The organism is Paenibacillus pasadenensis (genome assembly GCF_023715725.1).
In the GTDB taxonomy this organism is placed as follows: Bacteria; Bacillota; Bacilli; order Paenibacillales; family Paenibacillaceae; genus Paenibacillus_O; species Paenibacillus_O pasadenensis_A.
Map to the genome: position 1 here is coordinate 1 of NZ_JAMBOT010000022.1, position 26,209 is coordinate 26,209.

Consider the following 26,209-nt stretch of genomic DNA (forward strand, 5'->3'; position numbering starts at 1 on the left):
CCCCCCTCAAGATGAGATTTCCCAGTATGTAAGACCCCTAGAAGACGACTAGGTAGATAGGTTCGAGGTGGAAGCGCAGCAATGCGTGCAGCTGACGAATACTAATCGGTCGAGGGCTTATCCTTATCTAGGCAAGACAACAGCCGGTCAGCACGGCATACCGTTCGATCCAGTTTTCAGGGCACAAGCTTTGAGAACTTAAGGCTTACATATTATATGGGGCCATAGCTCAGCTGGGAGAGCGCCTGCCTTGCAAGCAGGAGGTCAGGAGTTCGATCCTCCTTGGCTCCACCATGCTTATATTCCCTGATAGCTCAGTTGGTAGAGCACTCGACTGTTAATCGAGTTGTCACAGGTTCGAGTCCTGTTCGGGGAGCCATAAATGGAGAAGTGTCCGAGTGGTCGAAGGAGCACGATTGGAAATCGTGTATACGTTAATCGCGTATCGAGGGTTCGAATCCCTCCTTCTCCGTAGCAAGTCTTTAAACGATTTGGAGAGATACCCAAGTGGCTCAAGGGGACCCTCTGCTAAGGGGTTAGACTGCGTAAGTGGTGCGAGGGTTCGAATCCCTCTCTCTCCGTTCTTTCTCAATTAGATAAGGCCCGTTGGTCAAGGGGTTAAGACACCTCCCTTTCACGGAGGTAACAGGGGTTCGAATCCCCTACGGGTCACCATTATGGAAGCTTAGCTCAGCTGGGAGAGCATCTGCCTTACAAGCAGAGGGTCGGGGGTTCGATCCCCTCAGCTTCCACCATTCAACTACCGCGGGGTGGAGCAGTCCGGTAGCTCGTCGGGCTCATAACCCGAAGGTCACAGGTTCAAATCCTGTCCCCGCAACCAACATGGAGCTGTGGTGTAGAGGCCTAACATGCCTGCCTGTCACGCAGGAGACCGCGGGTTCGAATCCCGTCAGCTCCGCCATTTATTTTCCATATGCCGCTGTAGCTCAACTGGTAGAGCAACTGACTTGTAATCAGTAGGTTGGGGGTTCAAGTCCTCTCGGCGGCATTTGTTTAAATGCATGGCGATCGTGGCGAAGTGGTTAACGCACCGGATTGTGGTTCCGGCATTCGGGGGTTCAATTCCCCTCGATCGCCCCATTGATTTTCTGATGGGGATTAGCCAAGCGGTAAGGCAACGGACTTTGACTCCGTCATTCTCAGGTTCGATCCCTGAATCCCCAGCCACTAAGAGCCATTAGCTCAGCTGGTAGAGCACCTGACTTTTAATCAGGGTGTCGAAGGTTCGAGTCCTTCATGGCTCACTTTTAAACTTTATATGCGGTTGTGGTGGAATGGCAGACACGCTATCTTGAGGGGGTAGTGGGCGTACGCCCGTGGAGGTTCGAGTCCTCTCAACCGCACCATTTACTTTTCGCCCTGCCAGGCGAAACTAGGAAATATCTTTTATATCATGCGGTCATGGCGGAATTGGCAGACGCGCTAGATTCAGGTTCTAGTGTCAGCAATGACGTGGAGGTTCAAGTCCTCTTGACCGCACCATTTGCGGAAGTGGCTCAGCGGTAGAGCATCGCCTTGCCAAGGCGAGGGTCGCGGGTTCGATTCCCGTCTTCCGCTCCATACGTGCCCGTAGCTCAGCTGGATAGAGCATTTGACTACGAATCAAAAGGTCGGGAGTTCGAATCTCTCCGGGCACGCCATTTAAATAACGGGATGTAGCTCAGCTTGGTAGAGCACCTGGTTTGGGACCAGGGGGTCGCATGTTCAAATCGTGTCATCCCGACCATCTTTTTTGCGGGTGTAGTTCAATGGTAGAACTTCAGCCTTCCAAGCTGATAGCGTGGGTTCGATTCCCATCACCCGCTCCATATGTGAAATTATTCAAGCCCTTGCGCTGCAAGGGCTTTTTTTGTTTTTACCCGTAAACGTATCTTATAATATGCAATCTCGGATTTCCGAAAATGACAGGCACAGAAAGTTGGACACTAGTAAAGAATACTTGCCTTCCAGGTTAAGACTTAAGGATATAGAGTTTAATCTGCTGCTCCTGCAAGTAGGCTGACGATATTTTGTATATGAATCTGAAATTTAAGACATGGATAAAGTAAGCGCTTCCATATAAACTGTTGTTAGTTTGATGATGTAATCAAACCATTTCAGATTTGGAAGGGGAATCGTTAATGAAAGTGTTTGACCTAGTCTGGCCTGTTGGATTATGCAGTTTGTTGCTTTTGGCATTTACAATTATAGTTCCGCCTGCTCATGTTAATGCTGCAGGCCCGGAGCCAGCCTCGGGCGAGAGCCGAATATCGCTTAACGGAATGTGGAAATTTAAAACCGATAGCACGAATGCTGGAGAGTCCGGATCTTGGTTTGCTCCTTCGTATGACGTATCGGCTTGGGATTCCTTGAAAGTGCCAGGCAACTGGGATACTCAAAGTACATATAGCGATTATATGGGAACCGCATGGTATCAGCGGACCTTTACCGTTCCGACCGACATGCAAGGGTACCCTGCGAGGCTGAAGTTCGGAGCCGTATCTCATCTGTCAAGCGTGTGGGTAAACGGAGTGAAAATCATTAACGATCACAGAGGGAGCTACGGGGCTTTTGAAGCGGACTTACTTCAAAAACCGGATGGAACGCCACTTCTGGATGCAGCCGGACAGCCGCTTTTAAAATACGGCTCTCCAAATACGGTCGTAGTAAAAGCGAACAACTTGCCAGAAAGCTGGGATGGCAGCGCCTGGTGGCACTGGGGCGGAATTAGCCGTGATGTGGAATTAATCATTAATAGGGATGCAAGAATCAAGTATCAGCATATTACCGCAATTCCTGATCTGACCACGGGAAGCGCGTCAATTCAAGTGAAGGTAAACGCACTAAATGCATCATCCTCCAGCAAAACAATTACGGCCGTCTCCAAAATCTATGACAAGGCCACGGGAACTCTGATTTGGAGCTCTGCCAACGATTCCTCCTTCTCCGCTTCTGCTACAGTAGCTGCAAAAGGCAGCCAAGTTCTTACCCTTCAAACAACATTGCCTTCCTCGTTCGTCAAGCTGTGGAATTTTGATACGCCGAACCTATACCGGATGGAAACCGAAATCCGAGAGGGCGGCGCGCTCAAGCATAAAACGAGCGATTCGTTCGGAATACGCAAAATAGAATGGAATTCAACTCAATTTCTAGTTAACGGCGAATCCGTTCGTCTGGTAGGAGCGAATCGTGTGCCTGATGACCGGGTGAACGGTAATACCGAACCGGACTATTTAATCAAACGCGATATGGACATGATGAAAAAGGCCGGCGTTAATATGACGAGAATTTTCCACGGACAGCAAGATCCGGATTTGCTGGATTATGCAGATGAAATCGGCATGTTGATTGTGGAGGAAATTCCTTTTTGGGGACATGGGGCTCCAGTTACTCCATCCGGTTATCCGCTAGCCGAGGAATGGATGGGCGTTATGCTGGAGACGGATTATAATCATCCCAGCATCGTGGGCTGGAGCGTCGCGAATGAAATCCAGTGGAGCACGAATACGGATTCTTTTGTACAGCATATGTTCAGCTTCGTCCGGCAAAAAGATTCGACACGATTTGTGACCTATGCCAGCAATGGAGCCACGAATAGCCCGAACGACGGATCCCGATTTTCAGACATTATTTTTATGAATGCATACGGCAATCACGGGCAGGTAGCGACGGTCGCCAATTATTATCCAAACAAACCGATTTTTGTATCCGAATATGGCAATTCCCAAATAGGTGAAGATCCTGACAAAAGCTGGTTTGATCCATCGACGATTTTAAACGCTTATAAACATTTTCCGCAAGTTATTGGTGCTTCGATATGGACCTTTAACGACTACCGCAGTAATTTCTGGCAGAAAGACAGCGCAGCCTCGCAAAACCGGACATGGGGCGCAGTCAACGTATGGCGGGACGAAAAGAAATGGTTCGAGACGTTTAAAAATACAAACAGCCCTGTCCAATCGCTTGATCTTGCGCAGTATTCGCACACCTTTACGCCAGGGTCGGAGCAGGTGACCAAGGTGACCCTATCTCCTAGAGCGGTGCTGGACTTGCCGGCCTATACGATGAAAGGGTACAAGCTCAGATGGGAGATTTATGACCGGAACTATATAGTCAAGGACTCGGGAATTACGGATTTGCCGGTCATTCATCCGGGCGATTCGGCTTGGTCGACTTTTGTATCTTGGAAGGTTCCGGCTGCAGGGTTGCTCAAACAGCGCTTTACGGTTGTGTCGCCTACGCAGTATGAAATCAGAGCCAAAGAAGCTTTCTTTTCCGCGCCTCAACCATCTGCAATAAAGGAGGTTTTGGCTGCTGGCGGGCAAGTTAGAGTGGTGTTCAATAAAACGAACGGAGCACAGTCCTACAAGGTCAAATACGGAACAACTTCCCTAAACCAGGTGACAGCCGCAACGATTAATGATTTTGTGGAGATTACCGGTTTGACGAACGGCACCTCTTATCAATTTGCCGTTGTAGCCGTGAATGGTTTTGGAGAAAGCGTAGAATCGACTCCCGTAAGCGCGACTCCGCAGGCTGCGCAAGCGCTGTTGCCGCCAAAGCTGTGGAAGGCGGTTGGAGTTGACGGAGGATTTTTTGTAGGATATACGGGCGGACCGGGGACATTTAAGTCTGAGGAAAACAATGTATCCAGCTATACAATTCAATATGGAACTTCAAGCGGAGCTTATACGCAAACGATAAGCAACATCAAAAATTACGGGGCCTTTAACGTAACGGGGCTTAACAATGGTACCACTTATTACTTCCGGATCAAAATGGACAAAACCGTAAACGGAACCTATTTTGGTTCCAGCGGATGGTCGCAGGAAGGATCCGTTACCCCTAAAGCGGATAATGCCGCAACCGAGGCTCCTATTCTTTATTCCGCGGCAAGCGGTGACGGACAAGTGTCCTTAAGCTTCAGCTACGCGGAAAAATCAACGGGATACCGGATTAAATACGGAGCTTCTCCCGGATCGTTAACTTCCGTCAAGGAGATCGAATCGGCTGCTTCCGGGCAGTACACGGTCACCGGTTTGTCAAACGGCACGACGTATTATTTTGCAATTAGCGCCCTGAACGGTATCGTTGAATCCGGATTGTCCGGTATCCAGTCGGCCAAGCCGAATGTTAGAACGATTCCGGCAGAACCGGGCCCGCTGGAGCTGCAGCTGCTGCTGCAAGATAATTTTGAGGATGCCAATTCGCAGGGGTGGACTGTTGGAAGCGGTAGTTGGTCGGTCGTAACGGAATCGACTTATGGCTATAAACAGTCCTCCAATGCAGCCAGCGAAGCCGTGACTACGGCAGGTGATAGCGCTTGGACAAATTACGAGGTAGAAGCCGACATCGTGATGAAATCGTTGACATCAGCTGCTGCAACAGGTATTATCGGGCGGTATAAGGACAGCGGCAATTATTATTACTTGCGTTTGAATGCCGGAGAGAGCAGTCTGCAGCTGTTGAAAAAGGTAAACGGAACGTTTAGCGTCGTTGTAAACCTGCCTCAGACTTTTGCTCTTGATACGGTCTATAAGCTTAAATTGTCGATGATGGGAGGGACGATCAAAGGATATTTGAACGGCGTAGAAAAAATCTCCATTACCGATACGAGTGTTACGGCAGGAAAAATAGGCATCCGTTCGTACAATCAAATCGCCGTTATCGACAATGTGGTCGTAAAGGGTGTTCCGGTTGAAGTGATTGTGGACAACAAAAGCATGGAGTTTTCGGAAACCGGAGGCTGGACGAGCAGCGTGTACGATGCCGGCTACTACAGCGAAGATTATTTGCATGACGGCGCCGAAGGCGTGAATGCGAACAAATCGGCGGTTTGGACGCCAAACATTACGGAGGCAGGCACCTATAAAGTATACATGAGGTGGACGGCTACTGCGAACCGACCGTCGGCCGCGCCGCTTGAAATCAAATACGGCGGAACCGTCGATACGTCTAAAACGGTCAATCAAACCCTGAACGGCGGCCAATGGGTCGAAATCGGGACGTACGTTTTTACAGCATCCGCTACAGATAATTATGTAAAAATTATCGCATCTACCTGGGGGTATACAATCGCGGACGCCGTCCGATTTGTAAAACAGTAAACGTTAAAAGGCGGAGTTATGCGTTAGCGCGTACCCGCTCCATATGAGAAATGAAAAAGCCCTTGCGCCGCAAGGGCTTTTTAGTTCCTCTTTGACTACCAAAACCTAATAAGGCCGTTTTGCACCATCTTAAAATCGAGGTACCCAATACTTGAAATCTGAACGATAGTCGGTAATATTACACGAAAATTCGGCCTCATCATTGAATGACAGCTCAAGCGAGTCCGGGTAGGAAGCATAATGATATTTTTTATATGGGAATGAAATTAAAGCCATGGATTAAATAAAGCGCTTTCAATAGAATGGATTTAGTTTGACAAGTACTTCCAGCCCTGTTGGGGGAGGGGCTGTTCAAACACTTCAAATCGGGAAGGGGAATATTAATGAAGTTTTTTGAAACCGGTTTACCTGCTCGTTTAAGCGTGGCCGTATTGATTGCTCTATTATTTATCTTTCACAATGGAGTGGTGGCAGAAGCGGCAGGACCAAGTCAGGTTTCTGGTGAAAGCAGAATTTCGCTTAACGGGACTTGGAAGTTTCAAACGGACAGCAATGAAACCGGAGTTGCCGAGCAATGGTTTGCTCCAGCCTATGACGTAACAAATTGGGATTCAATGAAAGTGCCGGGAAACTGGGAGACGCAAAATGTTTATAGCGAATATACCGGTACCGCATGGTATCAGCGCACGTTTACCGTGCCGGCGGATATGCAGGGCTACCCGGCCCGCCTGTATTTCGGAGCAGTTTCTTATGTATCGAGCGTTTATGTGAACGGGGTTAAAGTTGCTGATCATAAAGGGAGCTACGGGGCGTTCGAGGCCGATCTGATCAACAAGCCGGACGGAACGCCGCTGCTGGATGCCGCAGGTCAGCCTTTGCTCAAGTACAACGCTCCGAACACCATTGTTGTCAAAGTGAACAATACGGCTGAATCTTGGGATAAAAGCGCCTGGTGGCATTGGGGCGGTATTAGCCGAGAAGTAGAGCTTGTATTCAACCGGGATGCAAGAATTCAATATCAGCATATTACCGCTACGCCGGATTTGAACGCCGGAACGGCTGCCATTCAGGTAAAACTAAAATCGATCAATGCATCGTCTTCAGTGAAAACCGTTTCAGCAGTCTCAAGCATCTATGATAAAAAAACGGGAGCTCTCGTCTGGAGCGCTGCTAACGATCCTGCATTTACAGCCTCAGCCTCCATTGCCGCAAAGGGAAATCAAACGCTCCTTTTGCAAACAAACTTGCCCGCCTCGCTCGTCAAGCTGTGGAGTTTTGATACACCTAACCTTTATCGAATGGAAACCGAAATTCGCGAGGGCGGCGTATTAAAGCATAAAGTAACTAACACGTTCGGTATTCGTAAAATCGAGTGGAATTCCACCCAATTTAAATTAAACGGCGAGTCCGTGCGTCTTGTCGGCGCAAACCGCGTTCCGGACGACCGGGTGAACGGGAATACGGAGCCGGATGATTTAATTATGCGTGATCTTGATCTGATGAAAAAAGCCGGGGTGAACATGACGAGAATATTCCACGGCCAGCAGGACCCGGATTTGCTGGATTATGCGGATGAAATCGGGATGCTTATCGTCGAGGAAATCCCTTTCTGGGGATTCAGAGCCCCTACGAACCCATCCGGTTATCCGCTCGCAGAGCAATGGCTGCAAACGATGGTTGAAACGGATTACAATCATCCCAGTATTGTCGGCTGGAGCGTGGCGAACGAAATCGCGGGTAACAGCGCTAGCGTAGACAATTTTGTGAAGGACATGTTCAGCTTCGTTCGGCAGATGGACAATACCCGATTTTTGACTTACGCCAGCAATCAGGCTACTAACGCGAATGACGCTTCTAGGTTTTCGGATATTATTTTTATGAACATGTATGGAAATTACAACCAGGTTGCTGCGGTGGCCAATAACTATCCCGGCAAGCCGATTTTTGTGTCGGAGTACGGGATATCCCAGACAGGCGAGGACTTGGATAAAAGCTTTTTTGATCCGAAGACGATTCTGAACGTATACAAACATTTCCCGCAAGTAGTCGGCGCTTCGGTATGGACGTTTAACGATTATCGCAGCGTTACCGGAAGCACCCCTGCTTCGCAAAATCGATCTTGGGGAGCGGTGAATGTCTGGCGGGATGAGAAAAAATGGTTTGAAACGTTACGGGATACGAATAGCCCGGTTCAAGCGATGAGCCTTGAGCAATTCTCGCAGCAATTTGCGCCAGGCTCGGAGCAAGTGACTAAAGTGACCTTATCGCCAAGAGCTGTGCTGGATTTGCCCGCTTACACGATGAAAGGGTATAAGCTGAAGTGGGAAATTTATGACCGCAATTATGAGGTCAAAGACGGGGGCATTACGGATTTGCCGGTCATTCAGCCGGGAGATCCCGCATGGTCGACCTATGTCGCCTGGAAGGTACCGGCCGCTGGCCTGCTGAAGCAGCGTTTTACCGTCATTTCGCCTACGCAGTATGAGATTAAGGTGAAGGAAGCTTATTTTTCCGTACCTGGCCCTTCCGCGATTAAGGAAGTGCTTGCTGCCGACGGGATGGTTCGGGTGGTGTTCAATAAAGTGAACGGCGCTCAATCCTATAAGGTGAAGTACGGCACTTCTTCGCTGACAAACGTGACAGCTGCGACGATTAATGATTTTATCGATATTACCGGTTTGACAAACGGCATGGCTTATCAATTCTCCGTTGTTGCCTCTAACGGGGCCGGAGATGGAGCGGATTCTTCCGCTGTCAGCGCAGCTCCGCTGGCTAATTACAAGCTGCTTCCTCCGACATTGTGGAAAGCGGTCGGCGTGGACGGGGGCTTTTACGTTGGCTACACGAGCTCGACGGGAACCGCTAGCGACGAAGCAAACAACACCACGACCTATACGATTAAATATGGCACTTCAAGCGGTAATTACACGGAAACATTGGATGAGATTACGAACTACGGGGCATTTAACGTTATGGGGTTGACAAACGGCACAACCTATTACTTCCGGGTCAAAATGGACAAGGATGTAAATGGAGCTTATTTTGGCTCCAGCAATTGGTCCCAGGAAATGTCGGTAAAGCCGGCAGCGGACGCCGCTCCTGGCATTAATCCGGTGCTGTATTCCGCGGTAAGCGGAAACGGCGAGGTATCCCTGCATTTTAACTACGTGGAGAACACGACCGGATACAGAGTGAAGTACGGCGTCTCGCCAGGAGCTCTTACCTCCGTACTCGATGTTAACTCGGCTGCTTCCGGCCAAGTCACGGTTGCGGGGCTGGCGAACGGCACGAAGTATTACTTTGCGGTAAGCTCATTGAACGGTACGGCCCAATCCGGCGACTCCAATACGGTTTCCGCGACTCCGCAGCAGCGGATAATTCCGACGGAACCGCTGCAGCTGTTAGTAAAGGATGACTTTGAGGACGGGAACGCTCAAGGCTGGACAGCCAGCAGCGGCGCTTGGTCTGTCGTGACGGAGACGACTTACGGATACAAACAATCTTCGGAAGCGGCGAGCGAGGCGCTGACAACAATCGGCGATACCGGATGGACAAACTACGAGGTTCAGGCGGATGTGAATTTCCTGTCCCGGACATCAACTGCGGCAACCGGCATTATCGGCCGTTATACGGATAACAACAACTATTATTATTTGCGGTTGAATGCGGGGGAGAATAAGCTTCAGCTGCTGAAAAAAGCAGGCGGCACGTTCACAATGCTTGCGAACCTGTCTCAGTCCGTGTCGCTGCAAACGATGTACAATCTTAAGCTGTCTATGATAGGCGGCACGATTAAAGGGTATTTAAACGGAGCCGAGAAAATAGTCGTCACTGATACGAGCTTAACGGCGGGCAAAATCGGAATCAGGACGTACAATCAAGCAGCGGTCGTGGACAATGTCGTAGCGAAAGGGCTTCCGGTAGTCGTGATCGTAGATAATGAAAGCCCGGAATTTACGGCCAATGGCGCGTGGACGTCCAGCACGTATGATCCCGGCTATTACAACGGCAACTATTTGCATGACGGGGATGTCGGGGCGAACCCGAGCAAATCCGCCGTTTGGACTCCGACCATTACGGAGGCTGGCACCTATAAGATTTACATGAGGTGGACGGCTGCTGCCAATCGCCCGACGGCGGCCCCGCTGGAAATTAAATACGGAGGAGTTATCGATTCGTCGAAAACGGTAGATCAGACGAAAAACAACGGCGTGTGGGTCGAGATCGGAAGTTATACGTTTACCGCTTCCGCAACGGACAATGCCGTTAAGCTGATTGCCTCGAGCTATGGGTACACCGTTGCAGATGCCGTCCGTTTTGTGAAGCAATAAGAAACATATTCGATGATGCAAAAACAGCCCGGTCCAATGGCGGACCGGGCATTGATTTTAATTTACGGCCTACAGAGTTTTCAGGAACTCTACAACGGTAAGCAAACCTTTATCAAAGTTCTCCAAGTTGAAATGCTCGTTGGGAGCATGCAGATTCTCGTCATCCAGGCCAAAGCCCATTAGCACAACCGGAGCTTCCAGCACCCGGGAAAACGCCGCCATAATCGGGATGGAGCCGCCGTCCTTGGTGAAAAGAGCGCGCGTGCCATATACGCTTCCGTATGCGTCCGCCGCTTTTTGCAAAATCGGATGAGAAGGATCGATGTTAAACGCATTCGCTTTTTCCATCTGACGCACCGTCAGGCGGACGCCAGGCTGAACTCGGTCGCGCAGATGCTTCTCGATACGATCCAGCGTATTTTGCGGATCCTGGTCTCCGACGAGGCGGCAGGTAATTTTGGCATGGGCTTCTTTCGGAATAACCGTTTTGGAGCCTTCTCCCTGGAAGCCGCCATAAACGCCGTTAAGCTCCAGTGTCGGCCGGGCGCCGACACGTTCGACGAAGCTGTATCCTTCCTCGCCGTACAGAGCCTCAAGGCCGAGGCCGTCGCGAATTTTGCCGTCGTCCACGCCTTGCTTGGCGAACTCCTCCCGCATAAGCGGTGAGAGCTCCGGCACTCCTTCATAAAAACCTTCTACCGCAACGCGGCCGCTGCTGTCATGCAGGGAGGCGAGCAGCTCGACGACGGCATGAAGGGAGTTCGGCACAGCGCCGCCATACGTGCCCGAATGCAGATCCGTGTTTGCCGTATTCACGGTAATCTCCAGAGAGCAGAGGCCGCGAAGCCCCGTGCAGATTGCCGGACGTCCGCGCTCCAGCAGCGACGTATCGGATACAAGCACGGCGTCGCAGCTCAGCTTGTCTCGGTTTGCTTCCAGAAAAGCCGGAAGATGCGGGCTTCCGATCTCCTCTTCTCCCTCCAGGCAAAGCTTGACGTTGACCGGCAGCGTGCCGTCCTCGTTCAAAATGGCTTCGATTGCCTTGATATGGATGAATACCTGTCCTTTATCATCCGTGGCGCCGCGGGCGTACAGCTTGTCATCTCTAATTTCAGGCTCAAAAGGCGGGCTTTGCCACAGGTTCAGCGGATCGACCGGCTGCACATCATAATGCCCGTAAACAAGCACAGTCGGTTTGCCCGGAGCATGGAGATAATCGGCGTATACAACCGGATTACCGGCTGTTGGCATAATCTCGACATTTTCCAGTCCGGCGCTGTTAAGGGCATCCGCCAGCCAGGAGGCTGCAGCTGCCATATCTCCAGCGTGGGAGGAGATGGCGGAAATGCTAGGAATGCGAAGCCATTGCTTTAGCTCTTCCAGCTGGTCTTCACGCCTGGATTGAAAATAAGCTTCATAGGACACAAGTATGTACCTCCTTGGTTGGTTCTTGATATGGTTTTATTATACCCTTTGAACATAGCGATAAGAAGCGGGCGGAGCACCGCGTTAGAGCAGCAGCAGCTGGAATAAATAGCGGCGCGGGGGAAAAATGTTTAATCCATTTTCTACCGTCCATAGCCGTTGACGGGGCAGGCGGCGCGCCATAGAATACAGATATCAACTTGAAGAGGGAGGCGGATGGATATGATCAAGGTATTAAAGGACGCGCGACAATTGCATTTACTTGCCGGAGGGTCAGCTCCGGAGGTCTCCACGGAATGGCATAAAAAACGGGTTTGATCATTAGGCGCAGGGCTGCCGATCAGCAATCGGAGCCGCTGCAGCCTTTAACCCGCAGTCCGCATCTTGCGGACGAAGCCACGGACAGGAGTCCGTGGCTTTTTTCGTCTCGCGAAATGATGACAACTATTTTATAGAAGAAAAGGTGAACCTTTTGATAAATGATTGGAACTTTTATGGCGTAAACGGAGGGGAGCATTCAGGACCGTCCTCGCTGCAAGGAGCCAGTACGGTCATTGCAGCTATGCCTGCCTCCGCGGCAAGCCTGATGGCGAGGACGCTTATGACGGGGGATTACGCGACAGGCGGCCGGAATTCATCCGAAGGGGCTTGGAACGAACACCGTCAGCTGCTGCGCATGATGCGGGATTTGCTGCAGAACCGGTACGGCCAGGACTTTATGGTGTACAAAGACGAGGATGGACTGGGATTCTGCTGGAGCCAGCTGGCTCAAGATGTGAAGGAAGGTTTTGATGGCCTTCAGCTCGTGGCGAGAATATATGAATCAATGGAGAGCAGAAGCGTCGAGCGGCATTCCGCGGATTTTCGCATCTATCCTTCGCTCGACAATCATTTGTTTGTATATCCGGAATGGAAGGTGGCGCTGGCGCAGGTGCCAGTGCCGCGATTGATCGGGCAGGCTGCGATTCCGTACCTGTTCGCGCCAACCGACGATTCGCTCCGCAGCTTTCTTCACTACTCCCGGGAACGCAGCCGCAGCATTGCGGCGAATAAGCTAACGCTGTTCACGGACCGGGATGACGGATTAAGCCGTGAAACATTTCTGGCAGCGCCCGGTTCGGGGAGCGGGTTCATTAAAGATCCGCTCTGGCTGGAGCTGGAAGAGAACATCACCCAATTTTTCAACTCGGCGGACGGTTTTTATGAACAATTCGGAATCCCTTACCGCAGGGGCGTGCTGTTGTACGGCAAACCGGGCAACGGTAAAACAAGCCTCGTCCGCTCACTTGCGGCACAGTCCGGAGTGCCTGCCGTTTGCTGGCAGATGACCGAGCATACGAGCAGCGACAGCATCCGCGAAATATTCAGCTGCGCCGAGGAGCTCGCGCCGGTTGTGCTGATTGTGGAGGATCTAGACGGTCTGAATCCTGCTTTGCGGTCTGTATTTCTGAACGAGCTGGACGGAATGCGGACCCGCAAAGGAATTTATCTTATTGCAACGACCAATTATCCCGAGCAGCTTGATGCGGCTCTGCTGGGCCGTCCGGGAAGAATCGACCGGGCATATGAGGTGCAGGAGCCTTCCTTGGAAAGCCGTGAGGCTTACTTGAGCCAAAAAGGGATCGGCCGCCTGATTCAGCCGCAGGAGCTAAGTCTGCTTGCGGAGCAGACAGCCGGTTTTTCGTATGCTCAGCTAGGCGAGCTGTATACATCCATAGTCTTTGCCTTGCATGAGGCGGGGGCGGGAAATCTGGATACGGCGGATATCATTAAGGCCATCAGGATGGAGATGGATAAAAGCAGAACCGGAGCCTGGTTAACGGCGTCCGGTTCGGCTAGAGTCGGCTTTTACGCTTGATGCTGCAAGGAGACGTTACGTTCCGATCGGATAGCGGGCGCGGAGTGTTGCTGCCAGTGCGGCAATGTCCGCACGGTCCGGCATCCTGCTGTCCGGCATGCGGGCTTCATCGTCGCCGCGCGCTCCGATGGCAGCTGTCCCGACCGCTTCCGCAAACATGCGGGCGGAATCCGGCCATAAACCGGCAAGCTCCTCTAGACTGCCCATCGTTTCCGCGTGAACCTGAGGGTAACTAATGCCGTGAGCGGAGCTTCCAGCGGCAGTATCGTAAAACTGGCGAACGAGACGACCGCGCTCCTCTCCGGAGCCGCCGGCGTTGACGAATGCCTGGACAATATAGGACTTGGAAAGCCTGCGCTGTGCAATGCCGCAAAATTTGCGCCCGCTGATGCTCAAATCATAGTCGCCGGGGCAATAGGCTCCGGCGATTTCGCCTTTGTCCACTTGGACGCCGGTGTCCTGCAGTGCAGCGGAGATCAGCTCGTACATCAGCTGAAAATCATCGTTGAAGCGGGACGATGCGGCGCCCTCCAGCGGTAAAATAAGCGAAATATTAACGACGCCGGGATCAAGCGGGACGGCCGCTCCGCCGGAATTCCGCACAGCAGCAGACAGGCCAAGCCGTTCCAGCTCGCGCGCGGCCAGCGCCGCCTCGGGCAGTCTGCTGTCTCGCGGGCCCATCACAAATCCGGACGGATGCCGCCATAAATGAAGAACGGGGATGCCGTCCTGGCCGGTGCGGCGGCAGAGCAGCTCGTCCAGAGCGAAGGAATGCAGGACATTGGGCTCTGCCCAGTCGTCCATGCGGTCGAGCAGCAGCAGCCCGGGATAACGTTGTGCAATCATAATGAGACAAAGTCCTTCCTATAATAAGGCTTATTCGTGTTAGGGCTCATCCTTTTATTATAACTTCGGGCTTCAGATTGACGCAAAGCCTCATGACGGCTAGAGCGCAGCGTGAGGAGACATATAGGAAGATTGGTTTCTGAATCGTATAAAAGAGAAGCTCCTTCGGCAGGCCAAAACCTGCTGCGGAGCTTTTTAGTCTATCCTATGCTCAGCAAGAGCAGTTCAGCACAGGCTTCCGTGCCGCGCCGGTTTCGTCCAGCCGCCGCACAATCGTTGTATAGGGCGCGTTCCGCACAAGCTCCGGCGTCTCCCGGGCTTCTTTGGCAATTCGAAGCATAGCATCGATAAAGGCGTCCAGCGTTTCCTTGCTCTCCGTCTCCGTTGGCTCAATCATGATGCATTCCTCCACATTGAGCGGAAAATAAATCGTCGGCGGATGGTAGCCAAAATCGAGCAGCCGTTTGGCGACATCCAGCGTACGCACGCCAAACGGCTTGAGACCGCGGCCCGACATGACAAACTCATGTTTGCAGACGCCGGGGTAAGGAATCTCATAGGATTCCGATAACCGCGCCATCATATAATTTGCGTTAAGCACGGCGCATTCCGATACGCGGCGCAGCCCTTCCGGCCCGTAGGTGCGAATATATGCGTAGGCTCTAACGAGAATGCCGAAGTTGCCGTAGTAGGATTTAACACGCCCGATGGACTGCGGGCGCTCGTAATCAAAATAATAGCTGCCGTCCCCGCGTTTGCCAACGACCGGTTTAGGCAGAAACGGAATGAGATGCCGCTTGACGCCAACCGGTCCAGCGCCGGGCCCGCCTCCGCCGTGCGGAGTGCTCATCGTTTTGTGCAGATTAAGATGCACAACGTCGAAGCCCATATCCCCGGGGCGGGTGATGCCCATGATGGCGTTGGAGTTGGCTCCGTCATAGTAGAGCAGCCCTCCCGCCTCATGGACTATTGCGGCAATCTCCTCAATCTGCTCCTCGAACAGCCCCAGCGTGCTGGGGTTGGTGAGCATAAGTGCAGCGGTGTCCGGCCCGACCGCCGCGCGCAGCGCGTCCAGATCGACAAGTCCTCGCTCGTTGGATTTAATCGTAATGGTATCAAGTCCGGCGGCAGTGGCGCTGGCCGGATTCGTGCCGTGTGAGGAATCGGGAACGATGACCTTTGTGCGCGCCTCGCAGCGGCTTTCGTGGTAGGCGCGGATCATCATCAGTCCGGTCCATTCGCCGTGAGCGCCGGCCGCCGGCTGCAGCGTTACAAAATCCATGCCGGTCAGCGCGGCCAGGTCATTTTGCAGCGTGTACAGGAGCTCCAGCGCTCCTTGCAGGCTTTCTTCCGGCTGGTAAGGATGAATGCGCGCAAATCCGTTCAGCCGCGCCGCGTCCTCGTTGATTTTGGGATTGTATTTCATCGTGCAGGAGCCGAGCGGATAAAAGCCGTTGTCGACGCCAAAGTTGCGGCGGGACAGCTCCGTGTAATGACGGATGACGTCAACCTCGTATACTTCCGGCAGAGCGGCGGGCTGCTTGCGCAGCAGCTTTTCAGGAATCAGCGCCTCCAGCGGTTCGTCTTCCGGCACGTCGCAGGCAGGGAGAGAGTACGCTTTGCGGCCAGCTCGGCTCATTTCAAATATGAGCGACTTTTCCGGCTTCACGCCAGCTGCTCCGGCTAGCAAAAGCTCGGATCCAGTAGTTGTATTCTGGCTCATAAGCTCACCTCCTTGCTCAGCCGATCAAGGGCAGCGGCAAAAGCATCGATTTCCGCGCGGGTTCTTTTTTCGGTAACGGCTACGAGCATATGGCCCTTCAGCTCAGGATAAGCCAAACCAAGATCATAACCGCCCATAAATCCTTCCTGCAGCAAGCGGCGGTTCAATTCAGATACGTCCGTCCCGTCCGGCAGGCGAAGCGTGAATTCGTTGAAGTAAGGTGAATCCGGCCATGGGAGCGAACATCCGTCCAGTGAACCCAGAACTCGCGCTGCGTAATGCGCTTTGCGAATATTGAGCTCGGCAGCATCACTCATGCCCTGCTTCCCCATTACGCTCAAGAAGATAGACGCGCATAGCGCCAGCAGCGCCTGGTTGGAGCAAATGTTGGACGTCGCTTTTTCGCGGCGGATATGCTGTTCCCGCGTTTGCAGCGTAAGCACGAAACCGCGCTTGCCGTCCAGATCCTTTGTCTGGCCGACAATGCGTCCTGGCATCCGCCGCATCAGCGGCTCGGCGACGGCGAAGAAGCCGCAGGTCGGCCCGCCGAGCGAGGAAGCGATGCCGAGCGGTTGCGCATCGCCCACGACGATGTCGGCGCCGAGCGCGCCGGGCGCTTCCAGCAGCCCGAGCGAGAGCGGGTTGGCGCTGACGACAAGCAGCGCCTTGGCGGCATGCACAGCTGGCTCGCAGGCTGCGATGTCCTCGATGCCGCCGAGAAAGTTCGGAGACTGCAGCAGCACAGCCGCAGTCTGATCATCGATGGCGGCCGCGAGTGCAGCCGCGTCGGTCAGCCCGTCGCGGACCGGCACTTCGACCATGTCGAGGCCGAGGCCGCGTGCGGTCGTGCGCACAATTTCGCGCGCTTCGGGATGAACGGCGCTCGATATAATGATGCGCTTGCGCCTGGTATGGGCGGCGGCGAGCGCGGCCGCTTCGGCAAGCGCCGTCGCTCCGTCGTACATGCTGGCGTTGGCAACTGCCATTCCAGTAAGCTCGCAAATGTACGACTGAAACTCAAAGATCGCCTGCAGCTCTCCTTGGCTGATTTCCGGCTGGTAGGGCGTGTAGGCTGTATAAAATTCGGAGCGGGAAGCGAGATGGCCAATAACGACCGGAATATGATGATCGTACAACCCCGCTCCGAGAAAGCTGGCCGTGCTTTCCTGATCGGCATTGCGAGCCGCAAGCTCTTTGAGATGCCGCAGCAGCGACCATTCATCCAGCGCAGCCGACATAGGCAGCGTTCCCTCGTAGCGGATGGAAGCGGGAATATCGCGGAACAGGTCTTCCACGGATGCGGCGCCGACCGTCTGAAGCATCTCGGCCTGATCCTGCTCCGTCATGGGGATATAGCGGTGCTGGCTGGTCATGAGCAATCCTTCACTCCTTATCAGGGCTGAGCGGAAGCCGCGTTTTTTTGTAAAAGGGGGCGGGCACAACGGCTGCCTTCAGCCGTTTGCCGCGAATCTCAACTTCAAGCTCCGTGCCGGCTGCTGCGTACTCCGCCTGAATCAGGGCAAGCCCCAGATTGCGCTTCAGCGTCGGCGACTGGGTGCCGGACGTTATTTCGCCGATCTGCGTTTCACCGCAGAAGACGGGATAGTGAGTGCGCGGAATTCCCCGCTCCAGCAGCTCAACGCCAACAAGCCTGCGGGGAATGCCCGCTGACTTTTGCGCGGCGAGCACGCCGCGGCCGATAAACTCGCCGCTGTCCAGCTTGACGAACATGCCAAGTCCCGCCTCCAGCGGCGAAATGCCGGAGGACAGCTCCTGACCGTACAGCGGCAGCTTCGCTTCAAGGCGCAGCGTGTCGCGGGCTCCGAGTCCGGCCGGTTCAAGGCCGAGCGGGGATCCCGCTGCCATCAAGCCGCGCCATAGCGGGGCGGCGTCCTCCGCAGGGACGTACAGCTCAAAGCCGTCCTCGCCGGTATAACCTGTGCGCGACAGCAGCGTACGGACGCCGCATACTTCCACGGCCCGCAGAAAATGAAACGGCGGCAGCGAAGCGAACGGCGCATCCGTGCAGCGGGACAAAATTTCGGCGGACAACGGGCCTTGAAGCGCCAGCAGCGCGGTAACATCGGAGCGGTCCTCAATCGTCACATCCCCGATCAGATGCTCCTGCAGCCAATCGAAATCTTTGCCGATGTTGGAAGCATTAACGACGAGCATATATTGATCCTCGGAAATGCGGTAAACGAGCAGATCGTCCACAACTCCGCCGTCTGGATAACACATAAGCGTGTACTGCGCCATGCCGTCCTTCAGCCGCCGGATATCGTTCGTTGTAACCCCTTGCAAAAAATCGGCCGCGAATTGCCCGGTCACGATAAATTCGCCCATATGGGACACGTCGAACAGGCCGGCCCTCATCCGAACCGCTTCATGCTCGCGGATAATGCCGCTGAATTGCACCGGCAGCTCCCAGCCGCCAAAGTCGATGCAGCGAGGTTCGCCGTACTCTCTATACAGGGGATAAAGCGGTGTGGTGCGCAGATTAGCCATTAAAATCTCCTCCTCGCAATGCTTGAACAAACAAGCGGAACGGGCCGGCCGTTCCAGAAGCGCGGTGAAAATTGCGGCAAACTCAAAAGTCGATTTTAAAATTGCCTCCACAAGGCATAAAGGAAAAAGAGGTGTCATTTTGCATTAAAAAGCCGGGGAACATAATCATGGTGAAGGTTAGTTAGGTCAGCTGCCGGCAGGACAAAAAAAGGACAGCGCAGAAAATTGCCGCCGCATGCCGTCTTAATCAGACATGCTGCTTGCTAATTTTCCGCTCTGTCCCTTGTACCTGAGAGTTACCTCGCGTCCGGATCGTCAGTCCCTGCTGTACGGCGGCGAGTTTCCCCTTGGGTGACGATGCGCACCATGGTCCATTCCGTGCGCTCGTTCTCTCCAGAGGCGCGTCCCGCAAAGGTCCTTTTGCCTGAGAGATTCCCCTGACTCCGTCAAGGTTACTCCTTCGGCGCCGCCTCGACTTCCGGCGATCTCTCCCGCTGCGTTCATCCGCTTATTCGGTTTCTCTTCCAGTTTGTCAGAAGGGACAAGACAATGTCAATATCCATTCGCACACTCGTAAGCAAGATATTGACATTGCGGAGCGGGATCGTATACGCTTTCCGCATAAACGGCCGTTGGCCAAGATGGGAAAGGATGAGCGTCCAGTGAGTGAGATTCGCGAAGGGTTAGGCTATACCGAGGAACATGAATGGGCAGCATCTGCGGGAGACAACGTCATTCGCGTCGGTATTACCGATCATGCCCAGCATCAGCTGGGAGATATCGTGTTTGTCGAGCTTCCGCAGCCGGGCGACAAGGTGGAATCCGGGCAGCCGCTTGGCACGATTGAGTCGGTCAAGACGGTGTCGGATCTATATGCTCCCGTAAGCGGCACCGTAACGCGGGTCAACACAGAGCTGGTTTCCTCGCCGGAGCTCGTCAACACAGAACCGTTCGACGGCGGCTGGATGGTAGAGATTGAGATTAATGGAAGCGCTGCCGAACAAGTGGCGGCTCTGCTGGACGCAGCAGCTTATGAAAAGCTGCTCGACTGATTACCGCTGGTCCCCGGACCCTTCGGAAGGGAACGGAATCAATCCATAATCGGGCGTCAGCCGGATTTTCGCCTTCCGTAAGACAGCCTGGCAGAACGGGCAACCGTTTCCGCCAGGCTATTTGTGCATGGTAAAAATCAATTTTAATCAAATCCTTAATTGCTCTTTCGGCTGAAATTATGGTTAGATTGTAGAGGACCTTATCAGGTTAAACCAAACAGACAAAGGCAGAACACTGCCTAGGAGGGGAACACTGTGGAACAAACGATGCCGGCGGACGCTTCCGTGAAGGAAGAGGCGCCGCAATATAAGGCCGTACCGATTATGGCCGCGCTGCTCATCAGCGGTTTTATCGGGATGCTCAGCGAGACCGGGCTGAATATCGCGATTTCGGAGCTCATGGGCATATTCAACGTCGAGGCGGCGCAAATTCAGTGGCTCACAACGGGCTTTATTCTTGTGCTGGCCATTCTTACTCCCGTATCGGGACTGCTGCTGCAATGGTTTACAACCCGCCAGCTTTTTGTCGCTTCGCTGTTGTTTTCCATTATCGGCACGCTCGTCGCCGCGCTGGCTCCAAGCTTTGAGGTGCTGCTAGTCGCCCGTTTGATTCAAGCTGCGGGCACGGGATTGCTTATCCCGCTTATGTTTAACACCGTGCTTGTTATATTCCCCCCGCATAAACGCGGAGCGGCAATGGGCATTATGGGCCTTGTCATTATGTTTGCTCCAGCCGTAGGCCCGGCTATCGCCGGCCTGTTTTTGGAATACTCCAGTTGGAGAGCGATTTTCTGGATGGCGGTACCGCTGCTGGTCGGCGCGCTCATCTTCGGCATTATCTTCATGCGCAACGTATCTGAAGTGACCCGCCCGCGCATTGACTTGCTTTCCATCGCGCTGTCAAGCGTCGGTTTCGGCGGCATTGTGTTCGGCTTTAGTACCGCCGGCGAAGGCGATCATGGCTGGAGCAATCCGAAGGTTATTATCGGTATCTCCGTCGGCGCCGCTGCTCTGCTGCTGTTCATCGTCCGCCAGCTGCGGATGCGCCAGCCGATGATGAATCTGCGGGCATTCCGCTACCCGATGTTTACGATGGGCACGCTAATTGTGTTTGTTGCGATGATGATCATTCTTTCCACCGTTATGCTGCTGCCGCTTTATTTGCAGGCCGGAATGGCCATGCTGCCGCTGGCGGCGGGACTGCTTCTGCTGCCGGGAGGACTCGTCAACGGTCTTATGTCTCCTGTCATGGGCCGCTTATTCGACAAATACGGCCCGCGCTGGCTCGTTCTGCCGGGCTTGGCGTTAGTCATCGTCATTCTTTGGCTGCTGACCGGAATTGAGCCGACAACGCCAAAAGGCATTGTTATTCTGCTGCATACGCTGATGATGATCGGCATCTCCATGATTATGATGCCGGCTTCTACAAACGGGCTGAACCAGCTGCCGCGCGAGCTTTATCCGGACGGAACGGCGATCATGAATACACTCCAGCAGGTAGCCGGAGCCATCGGCACCGCGCTGGCAATCAGCGTAATGAGCGCCGGACAAAAGGCCTACTATACGGACAACAGCATTCCGAAGGAAGACCTGTCGTTCATTCCGCTTGCCATGACGCAAGGCGTCCAATCGGCGTTTATGATGGTCATTTTCTTCGCCACAGCCGGTTTTATTCTCTCGCTGTTCATTAAGCGGGTCAAAGTGGATTCGCCGGACGGCATGCAGCCGCCGATGCATTAATGGCTCGGTCAACGCAGTACAGAACGCGTTCATCTGGTCAAAAACAGCTATAACTGAATTATCTCCAGCCCGGGCATTGACGAATGATTGAGCCCGGTGATACATTGGCAAAGTGCGCTCTGCAGCGGTTTGGCTGCTGCGGACAATAACGTTAAGAGGAGGGATTACGATGAAGACCAATCTAGGAGCAGATACCGCTGCTATTGCTTTGATCGCGTCTTTGATTAACCGTAATCCTGCCGCAAGCTAATTCAAGTTGCGCATGATTACGCTCCTGTAATCGTGCGCTTCCATATCGCTGACAGCAGCTTTCCGTGCAGTTCAGCGGCTTCCTACGGGATGCCGCGGCCTGACTGGCTGCTCTCGCGTTCAAGGGCGTATCGCTTACAGGCGATACGTCCTTTTTTTATCGAAATGAATCAGCCATGCCGCCGGAACGTCTATGCCGGGGTAAGGCTGGGAACGGAGGTGCCGTGTGTTAGGTGTTATTGGCAAGCTGGGCTGGTTTTTCAAGCTCGAATGGAAAAGATATGCGATTGCGATTACGCTGCTCGTATTGATCGGTTTTGTAGAGGTGCTGCCTCCAAAGCTGCTCGGATACACGGTGGACGGCATCAGCCAGGGGACGCTGTCGACGGAACGGTTTTTATGGATTGTAGCTGCCTGGCTGGCCATTACGGTCGGAAGTTATTTTATTACTTACATTTGGATGTCAAGGCTGTTTGGCGGGGCCAACGTGCTGGAGAGGCTGCTTCGCGGCAAGCTGATGGGCCATTTTCTGAAAATGACGCCTACGTTCTACGAGCGCAATCGCACCGGCGATCTGATGGCGCGTTCCACAAACGATTTATGGGCTATTTCGATGACAGCCGGCTTCGGCATTCTTACGCTGGTTGACTCTACAGCGTTTATGCTGACGATTCTGTTCATGATGGCGGTGTTTATCAGCTGGAAGCTGACGCTTGCTGCTCTGCTGCCGCTGCCGATTATCGCCATTGTCATGGGTATTTTTGGCAAAATGATTCATGAACGCTTTATCAAGGCGCAGGACGCATTCGGCGAGCTGAACGACGAGGTGCTGGAATCGGTATCCGGCGTGCGCGTCGTTCGGGCGTATGTGCAGGAAGAAGCCGACCGTGACCGGTTCCACGCGAAAACTAACGAGGTGCTGAAGCGGAATATTGCGGTGGCGAAGATCGACGCCCTGTTCGAGCCGTTGAATAAAATTCTCGTCGGCCTCAGCTACATTATCGGCCTGGTGTACGGCGGCGTTCTTGTGTTCCGCAACGAGATTACGCTCGGCGATCTGATTTCCTTTAACATCTTCCTCGGCATGCTGATCTGGCCGATGTTCGCCATCGGCGAGCTGATCAACATGCTGCAGCGCGGCAACGCCTCTCTGGACCGCGTTGAGGAAACGCTTGGCGCTAAGGCGGATGTAGAGGACAAAGGTACGCTGTCTGATATCGGGACGCCAGGAGAAATTACCTTCCGCGATTTTACGTTCCGCTACCCGTCCTCGCAGGTAGACAATCTGATTGATATCAGCTTTTCGCTGCCCAAAGGAGCGACGCTCGGCATCGTCGGACGCACCGGAAGCGGTAAAACGACGCTGCTTAAACAGCTGATCCGGGAGTATCCGGCCGGGCACGGCGAAGCTGCGATTAGCGGCGTTCAGCTGGAGCGGATTCCGCTAGACCGGCTGCACAGCTGGTTCGGCTACGTGCCTCAGCAGCCGATTTTGTTTTCCCGTTCGATTCGGGAGAACATTCTGTTTGGAGGACATCAGGCAACGGAGCAGGATTTGGAGCGTGCGCTTGTAAGAGCCTCTTTTGCCAAGGATATTCTGTTTCTGCCGGACGGCCTGGAAACACTTGTCGGGGAGAAGGGCGTTGCGCTCTCCGGCGGTCAAAAACAGCGTGTCAGCATTGCGCGCGCACTGATTGCCGACCCGGACATTTTGCTGCTGGACGATGCTTTGTCTGCCGTCGACGCCAAAACCGAAGCGGAAATTATCGAGGGCATCCGTACCGAGCGCGCCGGTAAAACGACGATCATAACGACGCATCGCCTGTCTGCCGTGCAGCATGCGGAGCTGATTCTGGTTCTGGACAACGGCCGCGTCATACAGCGGGGAACCCATGAGGAGCTGCTGCAGCAGGGCGGCTGGTACCGAGAGCAATACGACAGGCAGCAGCTGGAGGCTATCGTCGAGTCTTAGGGCGGCCGGCAGAAAGAATGATTTTGACAAAAGAAGGTGAGCAAACGTGGAAGATACGATGACCGTTGCGCCCGGAACCGGGAAACGGCTGCTCCGATATGCGCTTATATTCAAAAAACAGATTCTGACCGCGCTTCTCCTGCTGACGCTGGCCGTCTGTTTCGAGATGGTCGGACCTCTGTTGGCCAAGCGGATGATTGATAACAACATTCTCGGCATTGAGAAAACCTGGGTTCAGGTGACGGAGGGCACAAAAGGCTCCGTAACGTACGGCGGCGTCAGCTACAAGCGCAGCGACCGGCTGGGGCCTGGCGAGGGCGGAGACGGCAGGCTCTCCATTGTTCAAGAAGGAACGAGCTTTTACTCGGTTCCGCTTGAACTGCCTGCGGGGGCGGTCAAAAAGGTCGAGAACGGAGTGTTGAGGCTGACTCCCGAAGGCGGAGAAACAGCTTCCCAACCGGTTACGGCTATGTCCCGTGATGAGGTATATGCCTTTTACGAGCCGGAACTGAATCCGCTGCTTGTTCAGGCGGCTTTATATTTCGGACTGCTCGTGATCGCGGCCTTTTTCACTTACGGCCAAAAGCTGCTGCTGCAAACGACGGCTAACAAAATTGTTCAGCGCATGCGCGAGGACGTTTTTGCCCATACGCAGCGGCTTCCGGTTCAGTATTTTGATAATCTGCCTGCCGGTAAGGTCGTATCCCGCATTACGAATGACACCGAAGCGGTGCGGGAGTTATTTGTTGCCGTGCTGGCGAACTTTTTCTCCGGCATCATCTATATGGTTGCCGTACTCGGTGCGTTGTTCATTCTGAGCCCGGCGATGGCGATGTTTGCACTGCCGCTGTTTCCCATCCTCGTGCTTTGGATTATCGTGTACCGCAAAGTGGCGGGAAGATACAACAGCTTGATCCGCTCCAAGCTGAGCGATATCAATGCGATGATCAACGAGTCAATTCAAGGCATGAGCATCATCCGCGTGTTCCGCCGCCAGAAGAGCATCTCGAATGAGTTTAAAGAGATGAACAACGAGTTTTACAAGTATCAGATTAAGCTGCTTAAAGTTAACTCCTGGACGTCGCATAATCTCGTGAATACGATCCGCAACGTTATTTTTCTGATCGTGCTGTGGATGTTTTGGGGCGACGATCTTGGCAAAGCGGTTACCGTTGGCGTCATGTACGCCTTCATCGATTATATGAACCGGATGTTCCAGCCGATTGTCGGCGTTGTGAACCAGCTGACGAATCTGGAGACAGCCCGTGTGTCGGCGGGAAGGGTGTTCTCGCTGCTGGACGAACCGGGAACCGATGTCGACAACGGTTCGATGCCGCGCTACAAGGGCGAGGTAGAATTCCAGGACGTTACTTTTGCCTATAAAAAAGAAGATTACGTCCTCCGCAACATTACGTTTACGGCTCGCCAAGGGGAGACGGTCGCGCTGGTCGGCCATACCGGCTCCGGCAAAAGCTCGATTCTGAACCTGCTGTTCCGGTTCTATGATGTGGAGAAAGGCCGGATAACGATTGACGGAATGGACGTCCGCGATATTCCGAAGCAGCAGCTTCGCCAGCATATGGGCATCGTGCTGCAGGATCCGTTTCTGTTTACAGGCACGATCGCCTCTAATGTAAGTCTCGGTAATCCGGACATTTCCCGGGAGAAGATTGTGCAGGCGCTTAAGGACGTTGGAGCCTATGAGATGTTCATGCGCTTCCCGGGCGGCATTGATGAGCCTGTGGTAGAGAAGGGCGCCACGCTGTCTGCCGGACAGCGGCAGCTGATCTCATTTGCGCGGGCGCTGGCTTATGATCCTGCGATTCTTATTCTGGACGAGGCGACGGCGAGCATCGATACGGAGACGGAGGCGGTCATCCAGCAGGCGCTTAATGTGCTGAGCCAGGGACGCACGACGTTTGTTATTGCGCACCGCCTCTCGACGATTCGCCAGGCGGACCAGATTCTCGTGCTGGACCGCGGCGTTATTGTAGAGCGCGGCAACCACGATCAGCTGATGGAGCATGGGGGCAAGTACTATGCCATGTACCAGCTTCAGGCTGGGGACAGCGTAGGCGTAAAGGTATCTTAATGTATATATAGAAGATAGAGCCTCGGCGGTTGATGCCGGGGCTTTATTCTTTTTTTTAGTTTTTTAAAAGTTTTTTAGAAAAAGGGTTGCACAATCCTAAAAGGGTATGGTATATTCTAATTCCGGCCGAGAGATACGCGGTTGGGACGCTAGAAACGGACAAGCTGTCCGGTAAGCGTTAAAGCGAATTTGTTCTTTGAAAACTGAACAACGAGTGAAGCAAGTCAACGTTATAAATGAGCAAGTCGAACAACCCTTTATGGAGAGTTTGATCCTGGCTCAGGACGAACGCTGGCGGCGTGCCTA

12 protein-coding genes, 18 tRNA genes, 1 rRNA gene and 2 riboswitches are annotated in these 26,209 nt (G+C 53.5%); of the genes, 26 read left to right on the forward strand and 5 right to left on the reverse strand.

The features are described from left to right. The 21 genes from M3223_RS23465 to M3223_RS23565 all read left to right on the forward strand — a co-directional run. A 23S ribosomal RNA gene (locus M3223_RS23465) occupies positions 1-125 on the forward strand; the annotation flags it as partial. A 93-nt stretch (positions 126-218) separates the two neighbouring features. Further along, positions 219-294: transfer RNA gene (locus M3223_RS23470), tRNA-Ala, on the forward strand. A 9-nt stretch (positions 295-303) separates the two neighbouring features. After that, positions 304-379: transfer RNA gene (locus M3223_RS23475), tRNA-Asn, on the forward strand. Between the two features lie 5 nt (positions 380-384). After that, positions 385-472: transfer RNA gene (locus M3223_RS23480), tRNA-Ser, on the forward strand. Positions 473-493: 21 nt separating this feature from the next. After that, positions 494-581: transfer RNA gene (locus M3223_RS23485), tRNA-Ser, on the forward strand. Positions 582-600: 19 nt separating this feature from the next. Continuing rightward, a tRNA-Glu gene (locus tag M3223_RS23490) sits at positions 601-675 on the forward strand. 4 nt (positions 676-679) lie between these two features. After that, a tRNA-Val gene (locus M3223_RS23495) sits at positions 680-755 on the forward strand. 9 nt (positions 756-764) lie between these two features. Beyond that, positions 765-841: transfer RNA gene (locus tag M3223_RS23500), tRNA-Met, on the forward strand. A 4-nt stretch (positions 842-845) separates the two neighbouring features. Then, positions 846-922, forward strand: a tRNA-Asp gene (locus M3223_RS23505). A 14-nt stretch (positions 923-936) separates the two neighbouring features. Then, positions 937-1,009: transfer RNA gene (locus M3223_RS23510), tRNA-Thr, on the forward strand. 16 nt (positions 1,010-1,025) lie between these two features. Beyond that, positions 1,026-1,101, forward strand: a tRNA-His gene (locus M3223_RS23515). Between the two features lie 12 nt (positions 1,102-1,113). After that, positions 1,114-1,188: transfer RNA gene (locus M3223_RS23520), tRNA-Gln, on the forward strand. Between the two features lie 4 nt (positions 1,189-1,192). After that, positions 1,193-1,265 (forward strand) — tRNA-Lys (locus M3223_RS23525). 16 nt (positions 1,266-1,281) lie between these two features. Next, positions 1,282-1,367, forward strand: a tRNA-Leu gene (locus M3223_RS23530). A gap of 49 nt (positions 1,368-1,416) precedes the next feature. Next, a tRNA-Leu gene (locus M3223_RS23535) sits at positions 1,417-1,503 on the forward strand. Between the two features lie 3 nt (positions 1,504-1,506). Next, positions 1,507-1,581, forward strand: a tRNA-Gly gene (locus tag M3223_RS23540). Positions 1,582-1,584: 3 nt separating this feature from the next. Further along, positions 1,585-1,661, forward strand: a tRNA-Arg gene (locus M3223_RS23545). 9 nt (positions 1,662-1,670) lie between these two features. Beyond that, a tRNA-Pro gene (locus M3223_RS23550) sits at positions 1,671-1,747 on the forward strand. Between the two features lie 8 nt (positions 1,748-1,755). Continuing rightward, positions 1,756-1,829, forward strand: a tRNA-Gly gene (locus M3223_RS23555). 312 nt (positions 1,830-2,141) lie between these two features. Next, the gene (locus M3223_RS23560) at positions 2,142-6,107 is read left to right on the forward strand and encodes a glycoside hydrolase family 2 TIM barrel-domain containing protein (RefSeq protein WP_251566185.1); all 3,966 of its coding nucleotides are present in this window, start codon (positions 2,142-2,144) and stop codon (positions 6,105-6,107) included. A gap of 383 nt (positions 6,108-6,490) precedes the next feature. Further along, positions 6,491-10,438 carry a glycoside hydrolase family 2 TIM barrel-domain containing protein gene (locus M3223_RS23565; RefSeq protein WP_251566187.1) on the forward strand — a complete coding sequence of 1,316 codons (3,948 nt, stop codon included), beginning with the start codon at positions 6,491-6,493 and terminating at the stop codon, positions 10,436-10,438. A gap of 69 nt (positions 10,439-10,507) precedes the next feature. Here M3223_RS23565 and M3223_RS23570 read toward each other — a convergent pair whose 3' ends face one another. Next, positions 10,508-11,863 carry a dipeptidase gene (locus M3223_RS23570; RefSeq protein WP_251566189.1) on the reverse strand — a complete coding sequence of 452 codons (1,356 nt, stop codon included), beginning with the start codon at positions 11,861-11,863 and terminating at the stop codon, positions 10,508-10,510. Positions 11,864-12,335: 472 nt separating this feature from the next. On the opposite strand from M3223_RS23570, the gene M3223_RS23575 reads away from it, so the two are divergent. Further along, entirely contained in the window at positions 12,336-13,721 is a 1,386-nt protein-coding gene (locus M3223_RS23575) for an AAA family ATPase (protein ID WP_251566191.1), read from the forward strand. A gap of 15 nt (positions 13,722-13,736) precedes the next feature. Here the strand turns inward: M3223_RS23575 and M3223_RS23580 are convergent, their stop codons facing one another. The 4 genes from M3223_RS23580 to gcvT all read right to left on the reverse strand — a co-directional run bounded on the left by M3223_RS23580 (position 13,737) and on the right by gcvT (position 18,798). Continuing rightward, positions 13,737-14,567, reverse strand: coding sequence for a lipoate--protein ligase family protein (locus tag M3223_RS23580; RefSeq protein WP_251566193.1), 831 nt, complete (start codon positions 14,565-14,567; stop codon positions 13,737-13,739). A gap of 211 nt (positions 14,568-14,778) precedes the next feature. After that, complete coding sequence (gene gcvPB / locus M3223_RS23585) at positions 14,779-16,236, reverse strand: aminomethyl-transferring glycine dehydrogenase subunit GcvPB (protein WP_353057729.1); 1,458 nt, start codon at positions 16,234-16,236, stop codon at positions 14,779-14,781. Between the two features lie 50 nt (positions 16,237-16,286). Further along, positions 16,287-17,663 (reverse strand): aminomethyl-transferring glycine dehydrogenase subunit GcvPA, encoded by a 1,377-nt coding sequence (gcvPA, locus tag M3223_RS23590; protein WP_251566195.1) that lies wholly within the window; start codon positions 17,661-17,663, stop codon positions 16,287-16,289. Between the two features lie 10 nt (positions 17,664-17,673). Continuing rightward, the gene (gene gcvT / locus M3223_RS23595) at positions 17,674-18,798 is read right to left on the reverse strand and encodes a glycine cleavage system aminomethyltransferase GcvT (RefSeq protein WP_251566197.1); all 1,125 of its coding nucleotides are present in this window, start codon (positions 18,796-18,798) and stop codon (positions 17,674-17,676) included. Positions 18,799-19,072: 274 nt separating this feature from the next. After that, positions 19,073-19,197, reverse strand: a riboswitch (glycine riboswitch). 3 nt (positions 19,198-19,200) lie between these two features. Next, positions 19,201-19,302, reverse strand: a riboswitch (glycine riboswitch). Positions 19,303-19,460: 158 nt separating this feature from the next. Here gcvT and gcvH point away from each other — a divergent pair. From gcvH to M3223_RS23615, 4 genes are all read left to right on the forward strand, one after another. Beyond that, positions 19,461-19,850 carry a glycine cleavage system protein GcvH gene (gcvH, locus tag M3223_RS23600; protein WP_251566198.1) on the forward strand — a complete coding sequence of 130 codons (390 nt, stop codon included), beginning with the start codon at positions 19,461-19,463 and terminating at the stop codon, positions 19,848-19,850. 267 nt (positions 19,851-20,117) lie between these two features. Continuing rightward, positions 20,118-21,590, forward strand: a complete 1,473-nt coding sequence (locus M3223_RS23605) for a DHA2 family efflux MFS transporter permease subunit (RefSeq protein WP_251566204.1) — start codon at positions 20,118-20,120, stop codon at positions 21,588-21,590. Positions 21,591-22,065: 475 nt separating this feature from the next. Then, a complete protein-coding gene (locus tag M3223_RS23610; RefSeq protein WP_251566200.1) occupies positions 22,066-23,811 on the forward strand; it encodes an ABC transporter ATP-binding protein in 1,746 nt (581 codons plus the stop codon). A 58-nt stretch (positions 23,812-23,869) separates the two neighbouring features. Next, positions 23,870-25,903, forward strand: a complete 2,034-nt coding sequence (locus tag M3223_RS23615; protein ID WP_251566205.1) for an ABC transporter ATP-binding protein — start codon at positions 23,870-23,872, stop codon at positions 25,901-25,903. Positions 25,904-26,209: the final 306 nt, after the last annotated feature.

Excerpts from the sequence above, each read along its gene's own strand:
- M3223_RS23580 (WP_251566193.1), bottom strand. The coding sequence starts at position 14,567 with ATGATTGCACAACGTTATCCCGGGCTGCTGCTGCTCGACCGCATGGAC.
- gcvT (WP_251566197.1), bottom strand. The coding sequence starts at position 18,798 with ATGGCTAATCTGCGCACCACACCGCTTTATCCCCTGTATAGAGAGTAC.
- M3223_RS23565 (WP_251566187.1), top strand. The coding sequence starts at position 6,491 with ATGAAGTTTTTTGAAACCGGTTTACCTGCTCGTTTAAGCGTGGCCGTA.
- gcvPA (WP_251566195.1), bottom strand. The coding sequence starts at position 17,663 with ATGACCAGCCAGCACCGCTATATCCCCATGACGGAGCAGGATCAGGCC.
- M3223_RS23615 (WP_251566205.1), top strand. The coding sequence starts at position 23,870 with ATGACCGTTGCGCCCGGAACCGGGAAACGGCTGCTCCGATATGCGCTT.
- M3223_RS23560 (WP_251566185.1), top strand. The coding sequence starts at position 2,142 with ATGAAAGTGTTTGACCTAGTCTGGCCTGTTGGATTATGCAGTTTGTTG.
- M3223_RS23605 (WP_251566204.1), top strand. The coding sequence starts at position 20,118 with ATGCCGGCGGACGCTTCCGTGAAGGAAGAGGCGCCGCAATATAAGGCC.